The organism is Flavobacterium sp. 90, assembly GCF_004339525.1.
Classification (GTDB): domain Bacteria; phylum Bacteroidota; class Bacteroidia; order Flavobacteriales; family Flavobacteriaceae; genus Flavobacterium.
This window is the reverse complement of record NZ_SMGE01000001.1, coordinates 5,140,289-5,159,731: the sequence shown is the minus strand read 5'-3', so window position 1 is coordinate 5,159,731 and position 19,443 is coordinate 5,140,289. Positions and strand designations below refer to the sequence as shown.

Sequence of the window (19,443 nt, the reverse complement as noted above, 5' to 3'; positions counted from 1 at the left end):
TAATTTAAAAAGTTAGATTTAAACCTAGTGTAATACCTCTTGTACTTGGATATTTATCTCTTCCATCCATTCCTTGTGACAAAGGATCTTCTCTTTTTATCTCTGGGTCAAGTCCTTTGTATTTTGTAATTGTAGCTAAATTATTTCCAGACACATACAATCTCATTGCATTGATAAATTTCAATGGTTTTACATCAAAATTATAGGAGAAAGTTACATTGTCTACTTTTACATAATCTCCTTGTTCAATATAATAACTTACGTAGGTTTGATTGTAGTTTAGTAACTCTTTACCATATACTTTATCATATGCACTGTCTAACATATTGTAAGCAATTGTTGGATTTTCATAAAACATACGTTGTGTATTTAGGATTTGATAATCGAAAGCTCCTATTAATACAACGCTTAAATCAAATCTTTTATAAGAAAAAGTATTCGTCCATCCAGCATAATATTGCGGAATACCGTTTCCTAAATATTGTTTATTAGCATCGTTATACAATTCTGTACTAAGTGTTTTTCTAGTACCGTCAGGTAATTCTACGATCCATTTTCTATCTTCTTCCGGTTTAGATGAAGGTCCCGTTATATCTACAGATTTCAACCCCCAGAAATTACCAATTGATTGTCCTACTTCTAATCTGTGTGTTTCAAATGAAATTGGATCTCCTGTATTTCCGGTATTCAAATAGTCTCCTTCAATTTTATATAAATCATTAGAAAGACTCGTTAGCTTATTTTTATTGTGCGAAAAAGTCATTGATGAGTTCCAAGTGAAATCTTTTGTTCTTACAGGAATTGTATTAAGAAGAATTTCAAATCCTTTATTTTCCATTTTTCCAACATTTGCCGTAATTTGAGGGAACAAATAAGGAGGAGTTGGTACTTTATAATCCCATAACATATCACTTGTTTTTTTATTATAGAAATCAACGCTTCCGCTAATTCTATTATTGAAAAAACCAAAATCAAGACCAATATTTACCTCTGCTGTTTTCTCCCAACGCAAATCAGGATTTGGATTACTTACCGGCTCTAAACCTTTAACCCATTTTCCGTTACTAAAGAAATATCCATCATATTTGTACAATGTCATTGACATATAAGGATCATTTGGTATTACTCCTGTTTCTCCATAACCTGCTCTTAATTTTAAAGTATTTACAGCAGTAGCGTCTTTTAGGAAAGATTCTTTATTGATACTCCATCCTGCAGAAACCGCCGGGAAATTACCCCATTTGTGATTGTTTCCAAACTTAGAAGAACCTTCTCGTCTGATACTAAATAACAAATCGTATTTGCTGTTAAAATTATAATTTAACCTACCAAAGAATCCAATTAATTTACTGTCATTTTTATAACTATCCATAGATGCAGTACCATCTGACAAACCATTTCCTGCTTCTAAATTATTATACGAAAATGCATCTGTTGGAAAATCAGAATTACGGGCAGAAAATCCTTCATTAACAGTATATTGATAACTATAACCGCCTAATACTGTAAAGTCGTGGTTTCCTAAAGTTTTATGATATTTTGATGTTATCTCAACATAATCATTATCTGTAGCTCCTGTATCTCTTGAAGCAACTCCATTTCTACCATTTATTGTATTTGAATAATGTTTTTTAGTTTCAACATATCCATTTAAAGCTGTATTTTTATTTTTTGAAAGCTGCGTACCTACATCCCATCCCGGTAATAAATCCAAAGTTAAATTAGCGGTAAATCTTTGCCAAGTACTATTTCTATCTTGCGTCGTTTCATTCAAAATCGCTACTGGATTGTAATATTGAAGCTTATTTCTATCTTCATTATAAGTACCATTTGGATTATATACCGGAGCAGTAGGATTTCTAATCATTGCTTGTCTGTATGCATATGCAGCAATTCCCTCCTCAATACCCATATCTTGTGTTCCGTTTAATAAGCTTAAATTAATCCTTAACTTATCATTGAACATGCTATGATTGACATCAAATGAAAATCGGTATTCTTTATTATAGGTATTATTAAAAACCCCGGTTTGATTCACATAATTAAGGTTTACTATATAATTTGTTTTAGCCGTTCCACCTTTAAAAGCTAAATTATGATTTTGAGATACTCCCGTTTTTGAGATTTCATCTAACCAATTTGTACTGGCACCGCCATCAGCAAAAGGTATTGTAAAACCTTGAGAGCGTAAAGCTCTTTGTTGACTGGCATCTATAAATTTAGCTTTTTTAGCAAAAGTAGATGTTGTGGTAAATGTTGAGTACGTAATTGTTGGCGGTATATCGCTATTTACTGTTTTTGTTGTAATAAGAATTACTCCATTTGCTCCTCTGGTTCCGTAAATTGCTGCTGCCGATGCATCTTTCAAAACATCTATCGAAGCAATTTCATTTGGAGCAACCGTATCAATACTTCCCGGTACACCATTAATTAAGACCAAAGGACCGTTATTCCCTTTTAAACTTGAAAATCCACGTAATGTAATATTTGGCGATGAACCCGGATCTCCGGAACCGTTGCTAATTGTTAGACCGGCAACTTTACCTTTTATAAGATCAGAAGCATCGTTGATTGCTCCTCTTGTAAAATCTTTTTCTTTTACACTCGCTATCGCACTTGTAATTCTTGATTTTTTCTGAGTTCCGTATCCTACAACTACTACTTCATTTAATTCTTGTTTACTTTCCTGAAGAACAACACTTACTACATTCTTATCTGAAACTGAAATTTCCTGAGTTACAAAACCTAAATAAGTAAAAACCAATTTTGAGTTTTTATTTTTAAGTGTAATTTGAAAATTTCCATCGAAATCACTTACAGCTCCGTTAGTTGTGTTTTTTTCTAAAACTGACACTCCCGGTATTGGAATCTTATTTGCATCTGTAATTTTACCGCTGATCTTCTGTTGTGAAAATGAACTAAAAAAAACAAACAATAACAAAATCGTAAAGAACATCTTTTCTCTGTGAGAGGATGTTGCAGTACTTTTTAAAACATGCGTGGTTGGCTTCATAATTTAATAATTTGGTTAGTGTATTTTTAACACTTGTAAAATTATGTTAAACCTGAGTTAAGAAAAATGCCGATATTACCACATCATAGTATTATATTATCCCTTTTTTGACTAACTATTTGTTTATTTAAAAATATCTAATCATTTTAACAATATTTTATGTATATTTTTTAAATATCTATAATTATAACCCAAAAACAGAACATATAATGTTATCCATAATCATGTACTGATTTACTGTATGTTTAAACCATATCGCAAAGATTTTTATCATTTCGACGAAGGAGACCCGAACGATAGCGAACAGACGAAGTAAATCTCCGCGAGTAACTCTGTAACAAGAATCCAATCTTTGTCGAGCTTCTCGCGGAGATTTCTCCTTCGTCGAAATGACAAAAATCTTTGCGATTTTGTGTCTTTGCGAGATTAATTTTATTTTCTAAAAGCTTAACTTAGTGACATTGCCAAACGGGTTATATATTTCAATTATTTTTTGGTCAGTTTTTTCAAATGCACGGTTATATTAAAGGTTCCTTGTGCATAAAAACGAAAAGCAAATGCTACTTGTATATTTACATTATACTCATTAAGATATCCTTTTGGAATTTTAAAATAAGATAGCGCATCACCTCCCTGATCCCAGGATTGTCCGCCAACGACTAAACTATTAAAATAAGGAAATTTAAAACCAACTAACCCCGGCATTTTATGTTCGATTGCTGTGTCTGTTAATACAGGTTTAAAATAAGGATCCCAATTGTCTATACAAGGCCAGTTTGGAAGCCATCTTGCAATTTCGCCCGCTTTTGGATTAAAAGCAACTCCGTTTTTATCTATAAATTTATAAATGCACTTTGTTTCCTCTTGTGTACCCGGAACAAAATTCACATCGATTACTATATTTTCATCGTCAGTATTGTTTAAAGTAGATCCTTCAGAATAATCTCTTACTCTTTTAAATACATTTTGAAAAGGAACTCCCGTTGAATTTGTCAATACAATTTTAACCGCATCATTAATCGTTTTCTCTCCTTTTACATTGTTTACTTTTAAATCTATGGTATAACTTCCTCCCGGTAAAAAGGTTGTTGCCGGAGTAAACTCCATGCGGCCCCCTATTGGACTTATTCTAAAAGGCTGAACAATACTGTCTTTAAATCTGGAATTAAGCAACTCCATAGTCGAGTCCAGATAAGTTACTGGCTGATCATAAACTTTAATGTGCTGAGGTTCTTTAAAAACTGCAGTTACATCGTTTCCTATTGAATCTTTTACTTTTAGAAGTTCAACATTTAGCGGAGACGATGAACCATTTGCTACTATTGGAGACGAATAAGTTGTTTTTCCTCTTTCGACATAATAAATACTATTATTGTAAAAAATGTTATCGCTTAAATAGCCTATTTCAGGTTTTTCACAAGCTGTAACAACGAGTAATAATGCTATTAAAAACGCAGCTATTTTTATATTTTTTCTCATAATGAATTTTATTTTAAATTAATTTCCAATCTTTTTTGAAAAGAGATTAAAAAAGTGTGTGTTGTTAAGAACATGAAGTACAGTGCCATTTCCGTTTTGAGTCAAAATATCTGTAGTTTGACATACTTCATTTGCTTTGTTGTCTTTGCAGTAATAAAGAAAATATACCGGAGCATCGCTATGTTCATAATAAACTGGTTCCAGTGTTTTAATTTTCTTTATTGTAATTAAAGTATCTGCCAGAGATTTATATTCCTGACCAGTAGTTGTCGCTGTACTTAATTGTATTTTATCCTTAAAAACATATTGCAAAATACTTTTAGAAGTTACAGTAGGATCATTCAATAAATCATCAAGTGTGTATTTTGCTTCATCAGACTGCGAGGTTATTTTCAGAGAATCGGTTTTAGCCTTTAGAAAACGTCTTATACTATAATCATTTACAGCAAAGAAAGTTCCTGAGGAATTAACTGTTTCTTTTAAATCATAATGATCTATTAAGGTAATTAGTGTATCAAACATCTGATATTTATGTGCTTTTAAATAATCATATGCCGTTAATGGAGTCTCTGCTTTCGCTACTCCACTATCAGTTAAATAGTCATCTTTTGCACAAGCGGTAATACTCATAATAACGATTAAGATTATTATGCTATTTTTTAAAAATAAATTCATAGTTGTAGTTTTTATATATTTATTATAAATTATTGTGCTTCAGATTTCCAATATTCAGTTTGCGTAAACAATATATTGGTCTCTAATAATGTAGGTTGTATTGGCCAATAACTTTTTCCGCTCACAAACTGACTTGCTGTTATTTTATTAGAACTTGAATCTCCAAATTTGTATATCTTTTTGGCACGCGCTAATCGCACTAAATCATAAAAACGATGCCCTTCCATAAACAATTCTCTACCGCGTTCTTCGATAACTGCTTCAAATAATTTATCATCGCTTGCAGTTGAATCTTCTAAACCAGCCATTTTCCGAATACGGTTTAATGTTGCTCTTGCCTGATCAAATTTATTTTGTGCAGCCTGAGCTTCTGCTTGCAATAAAGCAATATCAGCCAAACGAAAAATTAAGATGTTATTGATACTCAAAGGCGATGTAGGACTTGTGTAAGTAACTTTAGAATATTTAAGTAAAATGGGCCAATCGCTTGAAAATTCTGCAAAACCTTTGGTTCTTCTTAAATCATTTGCATCGTTAAAGAAAGTTTGCTTTAGCGTAGTAAGATCATATTGCCAAACTGTTTCTTTTTCGTTCAAACGTGTTTTTAAATATTCTCCTCTAAGTAAGTAATTGGTAAGACTTTGACGATCTCCTGCTTGTGCTTCGCTTTGAGAATTTTGAGCAATTTCAAATATAGATTCTGAAGATTGACCAGCAAAAACATTCATGTAATTGTTACGATCTACATAGGTATAAAAATTACTATCGATAATTTTTGCAGCAGCAGTTTCGCAGGCACTATAATTACCCGACCACGCATAAATATGAGCAAGTAATGCATAAGCAGCTCCGGCATTTGCTCTAACTACTCTATCAGTATCTGTGCTGTAATTCCATGAAAGATTTTTGATTGCAGACTGACAATCTTCAGTAGCTTTAAGAAGTACTTTTGCCACATCTTCTCGTTTATAATTTTTGGTATCAACAATATCAGGATCTGAACCATCAACAATTGGAACATTCCCCCAAACACGAGCCATATAAAAATAAGAAAACGCTCTTATAAAATAGGCTTCTCCAATATATTGATTGTACTGTGCATCGTAGTCTGTAAACTCATCTTTTGGAATTTCCGGAATATGCTTAAGGCATAAATCGGCTTGTTTTATCGCTGCATAAAAAATCGAGAAATCCCTAACCTTATACATGGGTTTCCAGGTTTCTGTTAAAGGAACTGATATTCCCAATTTGAATTTCATGATATCTGTAAAATCAGATCGAAGTTCTCTTTCCGTAGAAAAAACATCGGTTCCAAGATCTCCGTGAGCATAATATGATAATCCTGAGTTTAACGCTTTTCGCAATTGTGCATAACCTCCTGCAACGGCAGAATTAGCATCATTGCTATTTCTCCAAAAAGTTACATTAGAAGGCTGACTTATTGGTTTTTCATCCAAATAATCAGAGCAGGAATTCAAGGATACAACAACAAGACAAACAGCAAGCACTTGTTGTATATATTTAATTTTATAGGTTGTTTTCATCTTTTTCGTTTTTGTTTTTTAGAATGTTGCTGATAATCCAAGAGTGAATTTAATTGCCAATGGATAATTGTTTCCTGTAGTAAATCCATCTGCTCCAACAGCTTCAGGATCTGGCAAAGTAGATTTTGTAAACAAAGCAACATTATCTGCCATAGCATAAAATTGCAATGCGCTTAATCCTATTTTTTTTCCAAAATTTTCGGGAACTGCATACCCTAATCTGATATTTTTTATTCTAAAAAAACTTCCGTCTTCAATAAATTGAGAATTGGCAATATGAAAACGGTCCACATTACTGTAGTTAGTAAACAAGGTTCCAAACTCGGCTGTAGTATCGCCAGGTCCTTGATAATAATTTATATCCTGAATGGTACCAACCGTTGCGCGAGAACCCCAATCTGACCAAGGAGCTGCAGATTTTGATCCGTTAAGTCTGTCCGAAACATATCCATTCCATATTTTACGTCCATAAACAAAGTTGCAGAATATAGACATTGACCAATTCTTGTAACGAAAATCATTAATAATACCTCCAGTTGCTTTTGGATTTGGACTTCCTGCATATTTTTTGTCCAGGTTATCAATTATATAATCCCCGTTTTGATCTACATATTTTGGATCTCCAACTTTTATAGTTTCTCCATAAAATTTCATTTTTTGCCCCGTTAAAGGATCCGTAGGTACATCGGAATCTGATGAATAAACTCCTTTAACATCCCAAACTCTGTAATTGAATAATGGCATTCCCTCAGTCAATGTATATTGCAGCCAAGGTTCTCCAACTGTAAGATCTTTACCACCATCTGGCAATCTCGTTACATAATTATCATTGAAAGCAATATTAAAAGACGTGTTCCATTTAAAAGTAGAATTGTTTCCTAAGTTCACTGTAGAAACTGTAAACTCATAACCGGTATTTCGAATATCTACAGCATTACCACTGTAAAAACCATATCCAGATGTTGCCGGCGCTACTAAATTAGTATAGAAAATATCCTTGGAATCACGTGCATACCAATCGGCATTGATTTGTATTCTGTTGTTAAACATATTAAGGTCAATACCAAAATTCACTTGTGGATATTTTTCCCAGGTTATATCTTTTGATCCTGCAAAACCTCCATAATTTTGTGATACGGTTGGAACTCCATTATAGGTAGTTGCCACAGCAGGATTGTTTATCCCAAAAGAAGAATTATCATAACTGGCGTTTCCGGTATAGATATTATATTGGGCATAATAACTTGCGGGATCATTACCGGTAACTCCGTAACTTCCTCTGAATTTCAAGAAATTAACAACATCTTTTACCGGTTTAAAAAAAGTTTCTTCTGAGGCAAGCCAACCTCCTGCTACTGAATAAAAAGTGGTCCAACGCTTATCTGTATTATAACGTGACGATCCATCTCTTCTATAACTGCTCGAGAATAAGTATTTCTCTTTATAATCATAACTAAAACGGCCAAAGATTCCCATTCGTTTCTTTGTTTCCATATAAGAATTACCACTCAAATCCGGTCCGGGAGAAATATCAAAAACAGTACTTCCTAAAACACCTTGTCCACGCAAATAAGAACTTTTATTATCCTGTTCAGATATTTGCTGTCCTAATATGGCCGAAAAATTATGACGTTCATTAAAGCTTTTTGTATAGGTTAAATAATTCTCAAGCTCATTGATATTAGTTGCATAATGCTCACTTACTGCGGCATCTTTATCTGTCGCATAAATTTGTGAACTTTGGAATTGATCTCTTCTGTTTTCGAAGAAATTATAAGAAAACGAACTCGTGAATAATAAGTCTTTTGTAAAATTAATATTCAGCCTTGTATTGGCCAAAAGTCCAATTCTCTTGTCTTCGTCCAGATTTCCTGCCTGACCTTGATACTGCTTTTTTTGTTTATCTGAAATGCCCCAGAAAGAACTCGGAAATCCCCAGGTTCCAAACGGAAATGTTTCTCCATTTCCAAATCCATGATTGGTATCCATGTAAGATGGCATCATGTTTATTGTAAAGTTGATTTTGTCTGTAAGATTTAAAGACAAAAACATTGTAGGCGAAAACCTCTTAAGCTGATAACCAATAATTACGCCTGTTTCATTATAATATCCCAGAGAAACTTTATACTGGTTTTTTCCAAAAGCTCCACTAACACTTGCGTCAACATTACTAATTCTGGCATTTTGAATAAAAAGATCCTGCCAGTCCGTATTATTATTAAAGGACACATTTAAACTATCCGTCAAAGCCATATGAAAATTTTGATCCATATCTTTGAAGTTTCTTCGAATAGCGTCCAACTTTAATTGACGCTCCATTCTCCCGACAGTTACTTTTCTCAAAGAAGGTTTTAAACCAATACCCGTATAAGCATTAACTCTAAATGTTGGTCTTTGATTTTTAGATCCTTGTTTTGTTTTGATTAAAATAACTCCATTTGCTCCTCTTGAACCATAAATCGCAGAAGCCGAAGCATCTTTAAGAACATCTACAGATTCGATTTCGTTAGGATTCAATGACGCCAGCGGATTATTTCCGTAAGAACTTGGCATATCGTTTATGTCATAAATTATTCCATCAACCACATAAAGCGGGTAACTAACGCCTCCCAAACCCACACTATTTGATCCTCTAATGTTGGTTACTGTTCTTGCTCCAGGCTCACCAGATGTACTTAATGAAGTAAGTCCGGCTACTTTACCAGCCAATATCTGATCTATAGACGCATAAGGAACATTCTCAATATCCTTGCTTTTTACAGTAGTCATAGCGCCTGTAACCGTTTTCTTTTGTACACTTTGATAACCAATAAGTACGACTTCTTTTAGTGATTCTGATTGATCTGTCATTACAACAGTAATATCATTTTTACCATTAACAATAACTTCCTGATCTTTCATACTGATAAATGTAAATACCAATACATCTTTTTTTTCCGGTAAATCGATACTGAATTCTCCATTTTTATCAGTTACAGTTCCCTTGGAAGTGCCTTTTACAATAACATTAACTCCGGGTAAAGGCGTTCCAATTTCATCAACGACTTTACCTTTTACAGTTCTATCCTGACTTTGTTCAAATGATAAATTAATTGTTTCTGCCCTAATACTACTAACTTTAAAAAGCGACATTAAACATAGGAGTAAAACTATTTTTGATAGTTTTACATTTTTACTTTTTACTTTTTTCTTCATAAGATATAATGGATTTTAGTATGCAACCTAAATTTCATAAGACCTATAAAATGACAGGTAATTTTATTTAGTGTTAATTTTACACTTGTAAAACTATGTTAAATATGAGTTAACAAAAAAGCTGATATTAACACATATTAATACTATCTTATCCGTTTATTAAACAAAACACAACATATTTCATAATTAAATAAACATACCGTATAAAAAATATATTAATTTTAAGTTATATACTTTTTTATTCATAAAACAAGAAGAAAACACCCGAAATCAGGGCGAAAAAGCAATTCGTAAAGCAGGATTAAGAACTCCGGTTGAAATTCTATTATAGAGATCTGTGTAAGTATATATTTATAAAATATCGTCTTTAAAGAAGTATTTGTATTTGAAGTAAATCGCCTCAAATAAAAGACTATTTCTTCTTGCTTAAAAGAATAATAAGAATCCGGAAGAATAGAATAATATAAAGCAATTTTAAGGAATACCTACTCTACTACTGCCGATAATTTACAGAACCTAAGGGAAATAGTTTTGAAAAAAAACTTTCTTTAGCATTATAAAAATCAATACATTTGTCGCACATCAGAAATACAAAATGAAAAACTTAATTAACATCACTATTATTAGCAGCATTATTATCATTAGATAATGGTCAGGGATGTTATATAAATAAGTACACAGATACAATTTGAAACCTCCCTCTTTGGGAGGTTTTTTTATTTAAAATACACATGAAAAATTCAGTACAAATTATCATTATCGCAATTATCATTATTCGTCTTTTATGACGAGGCAGGATTCTATTGTATAATAAAAACCTTTCTCAGTCATAAATGAGAAAGGTTTTTTTATTTCCGGAAAACACTAACTACTAATAATTCAAACAATTCAGACACACTTTTCAAATGAAACAAGAATATACTTTAACAGCCTACACCGAAGATCAAATGGGATTACTCAATAAAATAACCATTATGCTTACGCGAAAACAAATCAATATCAAAAGCCTCAATATCTCTACTTGCGAAATTGACAAAATGTACAGATGTACGCTCGTTATAAATGAAACTTTTGAAATCGCCAGAAATATTGCGCTTCAAATCGAAAAAATCATCGAAGTTTATAAATGCTATTTCAGTACAAATGAAGAAATCGCATGGAAACAAATGGGATTATTTAAAGTAACGACTTCCAGTTTTATCAACGAAGAACATATAAATCATTTGCTTAAAAAATATAGCGCCAGATTTATATTAATAGAAAAAGATTTTACTGTATTTGAAGCAACAGGACAAGAAGATGAAATCAATAATCTGACTACCGAATTAAAGAAATTTGGATTAATCGAATTTATAAAAAGCGCCAGAATTGCACTTACTCTGACTAATGAATCTTTCGATATATAGCTATATTTATCAGAAGAAAACGTAAAAAATATAAGGCGCCAATTTTATTAAAAATTAGCGCCTTTACCTTATAATATATTTGAAAAATTGTTCTTTTTATTTCAAAGCTTTCATCTTTTATTTGATGCTAAACGATACTACTCTATTAAATAAAAAGAATAACTTTATCTAATTAAGCTATTTAAAAATATTCATTTCCTCCTTATAAACAGGACTTTGTATGTTTAAGAAATTTAAAACACTATGAAAAACATGGTTTTGAGTAACGGTTTTATTAGGCTTGAGCTGTTTTGAATTATCAGAAACCCAAACTATAAAAGGGATTTCGTATTGTTCTTTTGGCGCAAAACTTATTGGCACTCCATGCATATACAGATTTTTTTCTCCTAAAGATTCTCCATGATCTGAAACAAAAATCATCGCACTTTTATACTCTTTTAACTCCTTTAAGTCTTCAATTACTTTTGATAAAATATAATCTGTGTAAACAATCGTATTGTCGTAAGCGTTCAAAAGTTCTTCGCGAGAACATTTTCCAAGTTCAACACTATTACAAACCGGTTTAAAAGTCTCAAACGATGGCGGATATTTCTTGCTATAAGTTGGTCCGTGGCTTGTACTTGTATGAAGAACTATTAATATTTTATTCTTTTTACTGGACAAAATCTGTTCTTTTAATCCTGTTAGAAGAACTTCATCATAATTACATTCTTCGCCTTTACAATCTTTCTTTAAAACATCTCGGTTTTGATATTTCTCGATATGTACCGGAGGTTCTCCCCAATTTGAAGTTCTCCAGACAACGTCGACGTTATTTCTATAAAGATAATTAGGCAAGATTTCATATAATTCATCAGAATTGGTATGTTCCAGGATACATTTTACACCAGCAGTTGTATATGTCGCACAGGAATTAGCATTAAAATGAAATACATTCGGTATTTTAGAAAGCAACGGATTAGTGTTTTTCTTATAGCCATAAAGAGAAAAATTCTCACTTCTGGCAGATTCTCCAATAACTAAAACCACAACTGATTTCTGATTATCCTTTATTACAGCATTTGGCAATAAAATTTCTTTTTCGTTCTTTTTAGCTTTATGAATATAAAAAAGCGAAGTATTTACTGAATATGACCAAGGCATTGCAAGACCTCCCAATTGTTTGGAGTTTTTATCAATCCAAAGCCAGTTGCTTGCATTGGCAAATACCAAAACAACAATAAATAATAAAGTCAGAGAAGAAAGGGTTAAGAATTTCTTTAAAGCAACATTTATTATATTGGCTTTAATGATGTAAATACTGGGAAGTATGCCAAAAAAAACCAGATATAAAATCAATTTAAAAGAGAAAAAACTACTGGATTCTTCATAATTGGTATTAAGAATATTCCCAATCATAGTTTCATCTATTATAACACTATAAGTATTAACAAAGTAAACTGAAACCGCATTGATCAGGAAGAAAACAACCAATAGAAATTTCCCAAGATAACGTGAGAGAGAAAATATCAGGTAAAAAACAAAAGCGTTTAAAACCAACATTAAAATTACCAGGCTTAAAATCAGAATAACACCGCTTAAGCTTTTATAATCAATATTATTAAATACATAGGTGTAAAAAGGCAAATGAAAAAACACAAAATTTAAAATACTCATCAATAAAACAAAATGAGTCAATTTTATGTTACTTTTTGGCATAAACGGCTGTAAATTCATATAGGGAAACGATACTAATTTTATAAAGTGAAACGGCTAAACTAATAAATGCTAAATAAAAGATGATTAAATCTTCATTAATTATTTTGTTGATCAGGCAAATACCGCAAATCAAAAATAACACAACAAACACCGGATAGGCTTTTTTATTGCCAATCCAAGTAAAGATTCTAAATTTTCGGCTTATAAAAATACCTGATAATCCTGAGATATATCCAAAAATTCCTCCTATAATAACATCAAGAGGATAATGCGCTCCCACAGCGACTCTTGTAAAACCAAGAATCAATCCAATAATTACGATGGCAAAAAACCACAGAATTTTCATTTTAATTTTCTGAGGCATAAAAGCATAGAATAAAACTGTAAGTACTGTAAAAATTACAATAGAATGTCCTGATGGCAGACTATTGTGTCCGCACAATGCTTTACCAACGATAAAAAAACTATCATTATTAAAAGTTGCTGCAGGTCTTGGTACAGAAAATAGATTTTTAAGCGGGCAAGAAAACAAAAGAGAAAACAACAATCCTGACAATAAAGCCTCCCACAATTTTGGAGCATAAACAAATAAAACACTTAAAAAAGATAAAAAAACAAGAGCGTCTCCTATCTGAGTCAGATTATATTCAAAACTTGGATAATGTCCTAAATGATGATTTATAAAATAGAAACTATCTTTTTGAATTTGTATATATTGATCTGCACTTAAAGCATTTCGACTGTACAAAAACAAAACGATTGCGGCTAGGAAAAATACAGGAAGAAAAAATAGAAAAGGTCTAAGTCTTGAATAATTATTAATAATGTAGGTATTCATTATGTTATTTGTATTAATGTTTTTTTACTTTTATAATGTTCTTAAATAATTTTCAGGTTAAAATATCGTTCTTCTTTACCCTAAGAAGAAATTAATGATGAACGATGTGTAAGTACTAAAAACTATATTCTTTTTACTTACGAACCAATCCATCTTTTTGGCAAAACTGCTAACAATTCAATAAATTTTTCGGCTGCAAGATTAACTATTCTCATTATACTGTTCATTTCTTACACTTTAATAAAATGTAAAATAATTGTTCAATTCTGAAGAAATTTAGAATTTTTACGGGATTACATTTTTTTTAACATAGAATTTAAATTTGTTAGAAAACATAACCGGCACGTAGTATTAGCTTAACATATACTTAATTTACAACACAATAAAACTGAAGATTGTACTGTTGTTTATTCTAAATTTTATAAGCTTAATTTATCATTCTTCATTTTCGGGGAAATTATCAAACTCTTAATTCCACTGATGTCTCTAAAAGTTTTATTTATGACACAACAAGGCATTCTGAATAAGGGAGTTTTTTTTTAGATTTTTGATTGTGCTTAAAATCTGTTTTCCCGTATGTTGAACACTTTTTTGAAAATTGTACGCAACAAATAACCTTAAATTATTACCTTAGATTTTCTTAGAAAAGAAACGCAAATCATTTCCAATTCAACTTTTCTACAAAATTTATATCTAAACTTGCGGCATGAAGATTTTAATTATAGAAGATGAGCTGCAAATTGCTCAAAGCATCAAGAACTATTTTAGAAGCAACGGGATTCAATGTGAAACTGCCGAAACCTATGAATTGGCGCTAAACAAAATTGATTCTTATGATTATGATTGTGTCCTTCTGGATCTGATGTTACCTGACGGTGACGGATTTGATATACTAAGAGAACTCAAAAGAAAAAATAAAACTGACGGAGTAATTGCGATTTCTGCCAAAGAAACGCTTGAAACCCGCCTGGAAGGATTTAATCTTGGTGCCGATGATTTTCTTACCAAGCCTTTTCATCTCTCGGAACTTTTGGTGAGAATGCAGGCTCTTATCAGACGAAAGAATTTTAAAGGAAGCAATAGTATAACTTTCAATGAAATTGTAATTGATATATTTTCTAAATCTGTAACGGTAAACAATATCAAATTAGATCTCACCAAAAAAGAAATAGATTTACTTCTTTTTTTAATTAGTAACGAAAATAAGGTATTATCTAAAGGCGCTATTGCTGAGCATCTTTCCGGAGATATGGCTGATATGCTCGATAATCATGATTTTATTTATGCACATATCAAAAACCTAAAAAAGAAACTCCACCAGGCAGGAAGCGGCGATTACATTAAAACAGTTTACGGTTTGGGATATAAATGGGAAAATGAATAAAAAAAAACTACTCAATAAAACAACCAACAGCTTTCTTGCTTATGCCATCATTATTTTATTGATAGCGGCGCCCTTATTTTATTATATAAGCCAGCAACTTTATATTTACGAAACTGATGAAGTGCTTCATTTTCACAAAGGCGCTTTTGCGAAGGAAAGCCATAAAGGTTTTACTCAAACCGATATTGATTTATGGAACAAATACAATCATGAAGTAATGATTGTGCCTGATATGGGAATCAAAAAAGATTCTATTGTGGGGAAAATGCTCTATGATTCTATTGCAAAAGAAAAAGAACCTTTTCGTGTACTTTATGCTCCTATAACTATAAATGGCAAGAAATATACCTATACCGAGAAAATAAATCTGGTAGAAATGGAAGGAATGGTCTTTAGTATTGCCCTCATGTTTCTCTTTATCATTATTATCCTTTTAATTGGGATTATCTGGATCTCAAAAGCAACTGCGGCTAAAATATGGAGCCCTTTTTATAATACACTGAATCAGATTCAGGATTTTGAAATCGATAAAAATAAACCTCCGCATTTTATTTCTACTGACATCGATGAGTTTGATCGTCTTAACAAAAGTCTCGAAAGACTTATTGAAAAAAATACAGCCATTTATAAAAGTCAAAGAGAATTTGTTGAAAATGCTGCTCATGAACTACAAACTCCACTTGCTTTGTTTCAGACCAAAATTGACACACTGACTCAGCTAAACTTAAATGAAGAACAATCTTGTGTGGTTTCGGCTTTAAATACGGATGTTTCAAGACTAAACAGGCTGAATAAAAACTTATTGCTGCTTTCTAAAATTGACAATGAAACCTTTATTGAAAAAAATACTATTGTAATAAATGAATATATTAAAAAACACTTAGACTTTTTTACGGAACAGGCTAATGCCAAAAATCTAAAAATTACAACCGAGTTTACTTCGACTCTAATGGTTACAGGAAATCCTGCTTTGACAGAAGTGCTTATCAATAATTTATTCTTAAATGCCATTCGTCACAACGAAAAAAACGGAGAAATCATTATTACAACTCTTGAAAATGAATTGATATTTTCGAATACAGGTCAGGATACGCCATTAGAAATTGAGAAACTTTTTAACCGATTTTCCAAAACTAATCCTTCTTCAATGGGAAATGGACTTGGTTTGGCAATCATTAAAAAAATCACAAAACTTAATCAGTGGGAAATAAACTATTCTTTCGAAGATAATTTGCATAATTTTAGCGTCAAATTCTAAAAAATTCAGACTTCCTACAGATTCGTATTGAATCTTTGTACTACATTTTTTAATCCATTAAAAAAATTAGTACAAATGAAAAATTCAATCCTAACATTTTTAGTCCTGCTTTTTTCTTCCTTTGCCATAGCGCAGCGTGTAAGTGAAAAAGACGTTCCTAATATTGTAAAATCCACCTTTTTAATTTCCTATCCCGATCAGACCGATGTCAAATGGGAAAAGGAAAAAGAGAATTATGAAGCCAATTTTATAGTTGGTAAAACCGAACATGCGATGCTTTTAGATTCCGATGGAAACATTCTGGAAACCGAAGAAGAAATTAGCGTCAAGAAACTTCCTGCCAAAGCTCTGGCTTACATCCAAAAGAATTACAAAAACAAAAAAATCAAAGAAGTTGCAGTAATAACTGATGCACATGGCACGGTTACTTTTGAAGCTCAGGTAACTTCTATTGATCTGATTTTTGACAAACAAGGAACTTATATTAAAAGCATAGCAGACTAAAAACATCCCAATGAAATTAAAGATAATACTAGTATTGTCGTTTCTTGTAATGAAAATTTACAACGTAACGGCGCAAAACAATTCAGCTACAATCTCAGCATTAATTAAAGATAAAACTTCAAAAACCGCACTTCCTTATATTAATGTAGTTTTAAAAACTGCAAAAGATCAAAAAATGTTTTCCGGCACGGTAACTAACGAAGAAGGTCGTTTTAACATTCCTTCCGTTCCATCCGGAAATTATATTCTCGAGATCACTTCTATAGGTTATAAAACCAAATCTCAAAAAGTCTTCGTAGGCACATTATCCGATTTTCTGGATCTCAATACCATCGATATCGAAGAAGATATCAATACTTTATCCGAAGTTGTCGTAACTTCTAAAACTTCAGAAGTAAGTGCCAAAATGGATAAAAAAGTATTTTCTGTTGCCGATAATATTACGCAAAGCGGAGGTTCTGTCCTTCAATCCATGCAAAGTCTTCCAGGCGTTACACTTCATGACGGAAAAGTTCAGCTTCGCGGAAATGATAAAGTAATGGTTCTCATTGACGGAAAACAAACGGCGCTGACAGGTTTTGGAAATCAGTCCGGACTTGATAATATTCCGGCATCTGCAATTGAGAAAATTGAAATTATAAATAATCCTTCTGCAAAATTTGATGCCAACGGGAATGCTGGTATTATCAATATTATTTACAAGAAAAACAAACAGGAAGGATTCAACGGTAAAGTTGGAATCAGTTCCGGATATGGCGCACTTTGGGAACGAAAAGCAAATTTGCCAAGTATTCGCCCGCAATACCAAATGACGCCAAAAATGAATCCGTCGCTTTCGCTAAATTATCGAAAAGAGAAAATAAACGCTTACATTCAGGCAGATTATCTTTATACAGAAACACTTAACAAAAATGAATTTGTAACACGAACTTATGACGATGGGACGATTATCAACCAACAAACGGTCAGAAATCGTCACACTCATTTTACAACGCTAAAATCCGGAATCGACTGGAATTATAATGACCGAAACAGCTTTTCTTTTTCAGGACTTTTCGGAAGTGAAAAAATTATAGACAACGGAGACGAACCTTTCTTTAATCAGGATTATTCCCAGCGTTTACGTCTTTGGTCCTTTCTGGAAGATGAACTCAAAACTACGGTAATGGCAAGTGCTTCTTATGAGCATAAATTCAAACAGCCTGGTCATAAATTAAATGCGGGAATTAATTACACATATCACCGTGAAGACGAGAAATACCTCTTTACCAATACGTTACCAAATTCTATTGGACAAGATGCTTTTAAACTTTTATCTGATGAAAAGGTAATCGATATTAATTTTGATTATATCAAGCCATTGAAATACGGAAGATTTGAAACTGGATTTAAATTCAGAAACAGAGAAATTCCGACCAATATGCAATTCTTTCCCGGAGAGAACTCGCCTATTGATGCCAATGCCGGAGGATGGGCAAATTATAAAGAAATAATTCCTGCGCTTTATTCTAATTATATTTTTGAAAATGATAAAATTGAAGCAGAAATTGGACTTCGATTAGAATATGTAAAACTTCAATATGATGTAAATCCGGATCATCCAACTTACAAAAGCAACGGTTACAATTATACAGAACCTTTCCCGAATGTGCGTTTTGGATATAAAATAAATGATAAGAATAAAATCACGGCTTTCTACAACCGCAGAGTTGACAGACCTGCAGAAGTTGATATTCGTATTTTTCCAAAATATGATGATGCCGAAATTATAAAAGTGGGAAATCCTGCGCTTCGTCCGCAGTTTACCAGCGCTTTTGAAGTGGGTTATAAAAATACAATGCCAAAAGGATATTTTACTTCCTCAGTATATTATAGAGTTATAAACGGAACGATCGCGCGTATTGCAACTACAGTTCCGGGAAGTACGCTGATTTATAATGTATTCCAAAATGCTGATGAAAGTACTTCACTAGGAATCGAAGCCATATATTCGCAAGAAATAACTTCGTGGTATTCTTTTAATATCAATGGAAACTTGTATCAAAATACGATTGATGCTTTTACGGTTACCAATTTATATCCGGTTCCAAGCATTTATAACGGCGAACGTCAGCAAATGGTTTCCGGAAATTTAAAATGGAACAATACACTTCAATTCGATAAAACATTAAAAGGTCAGGTTTCTGTAATTTATTTGGCACCTGATATTATTCCGCAAGGAAAAATCGATTCGAGATTTTCTGTTGATTTAGGAATTAAAAAAACTGTCCAAAAAGGAAAAGGCGAAGTGTTTTTGAATGCTACCGATATCTTTAATACACTGGTTTTACGAAGAGAAATAAAAGCAGAGGGTTTTAGTTATAGTAGTAAGGATTATTATGAAACGCAAGTAATCCGATTTGGATATAGTTATAAGTTTTAATTTTTAATTTAGAAAATGAAATTAATC

The 19,443-nt window shown here is 32.1% G+C and carries 12 protein-coding genes; 5 read left to right on the top strand and 7 right to left on the bottom strand.

What is annotated here, in order from left to right; all coding sequences use genetic code 11:
- Positions 1 to 4 precede the first annotated feature (4 nt).
- From C8C83_RS20790 to C8C83_RS20770, 5 genes are all read right to left on the bottom strand, one after another.
- Positions 5 to 3,013 (bottom strand): TonB-dependent receptor, encoded by a 3,009-nt coding sequence (locus C8C83_RS20790; RefSeq protein WP_121330478.1) that lies wholly within the window; start codon positions 3,011 to 3,013, stop codon positions 5 to 7.
- Positions 3,014 to 3,499: 486 nt separating this feature from the next.
- Positions 3,500 to 4,492: a hypothetical protein gene (locus C8C83_RS20785; protein WP_121330477.1), complete on the bottom strand. Its 993-nt coding sequence runs from the start codon at positions 4,490 to 4,492 to the stop codon at positions 3,500 to 3,502.
- Positions 4,493 to 4,510: 18 nt separating this feature from the next.
- On the bottom strand, positions 4,511 to 5,167 hold the full coding sequence (locus tag C8C83_RS20780) for a hypothetical protein (protein WP_132011887.1): 657 nt from the start codon (positions 5,165 to 5,167) through the stop codon (positions 4,511 to 4,513).
- 29 nt (positions 5,168 to 5,196) lie between these two features.
- Complete coding sequence (locus C8C83_RS20775) at positions 5,197 to 6,711, bottom strand: RagB/SusD family nutrient uptake outer membrane protein (protein WP_132011886.1); 1,515 nt, start codon at positions 6,709 to 6,711, stop codon at positions 5,197 to 5,199.
- An 18-nt stretch (positions 6,712 to 6,729) separates the two neighbouring features.
- A complete protein-coding gene (locus C8C83_RS20770; protein ID WP_121330473.1) occupies positions 6,730 to 9,906 on the bottom strand; it encodes a SusC/RagA family TonB-linked outer membrane protein in 3,177 nt (1,058 codons plus the stop codon).
- Positions 9,907 to 10,811: 905 nt separating this feature from the next.
- Between C8C83_RS20770 and ilvN the strand changes: the two genes are divergently transcribed.
- Entirely contained in the window at positions 10,812 to 11,312 is a 501-nt protein-coding gene (gene ilvN, locus C8C83_RS20765) for an acetolactate synthase small subunit (RefSeq protein ID WP_121330472.1), read from the top strand.
- Positions 11,313 to 11,489: 177 nt separating this feature from the next.
- Here the strand turns inward: ilvN and eptA are convergent, their stop codons facing one another.
- Both eptA and C8C83_RS20755 read right to left on the bottom strand, forming a co-directional pair.
- Entirely contained in the window at positions 11,490 to 13,010 is a 1,521-nt protein-coding gene (gene eptA / locus C8C83_RS20760; RefSeq protein WP_121331396.1) for a phosphoethanolamine--lipid A transferase EptA, read from the bottom strand.
- Positions 12,997 to 13,848, bottom strand: coding sequence for a phosphatase PAP2 family protein (locus C8C83_RS20755; RefSeq protein WP_121330471.1), 852 nt, complete (start codon positions 13,846 to 13,848; stop codon positions 12,997 to 12,999). Before C8C83_RS20755 ends, eptA begins: the two co-directional genes overlap by 14 nt.
- Positions 13,849 to 14,554: 706 nt before the next feature.
- On the opposite strand from C8C83_RS20755, the gene C8C83_RS20750 reads away from it, so the two are divergent.
- From C8C83_RS20750 to C8C83_RS20735, 4 genes are all read left to right on the top strand, one after another.
- A complete protein-coding gene (locus C8C83_RS20750) occupies positions 14,555 to 15,232 on the top strand; it encodes a response regulator transcription factor (protein WP_121330470.1) in 678 nt (225 codons plus the stop codon).
- Complete coding sequence (locus tag C8C83_RS20745; RefSeq protein WP_132011885.1) at positions 15,225 to 16,490, top strand: HAMP domain-containing sensor histidine kinase; 1,266 nt, start codon at positions 15,225 to 15,227, stop codon at positions 16,488 to 16,490. Before C8C83_RS20750 ends, C8C83_RS20745 begins: the two co-directional genes overlap by 8 nt.
- Before the next feature lie 75 nt (positions 16,491 to 16,565).
- Positions 16,566 to 16,994 (top strand): PepSY-like domain-containing protein, encoded by a 429-nt coding sequence (locus C8C83_RS20740; protein ID WP_121330469.1) that lies wholly within the window; start codon positions 16,566 to 16,568, stop codon positions 16,992 to 16,994.
- A 10-nt stretch (positions 16,995 to 17,004) separates the two neighbouring features.
- Positions 17,005 to 19,416, top strand: coding sequence for an outer membrane beta-barrel family protein (locus C8C83_RS20735; protein ID WP_121330468.1), 2,412 nt, complete (start codon positions 17,005 to 17,007; stop codon positions 19,414 to 19,416).
- The last annotated feature ends 27 nt before the right edge of the window (positions 19,417 to 19,443 follow it).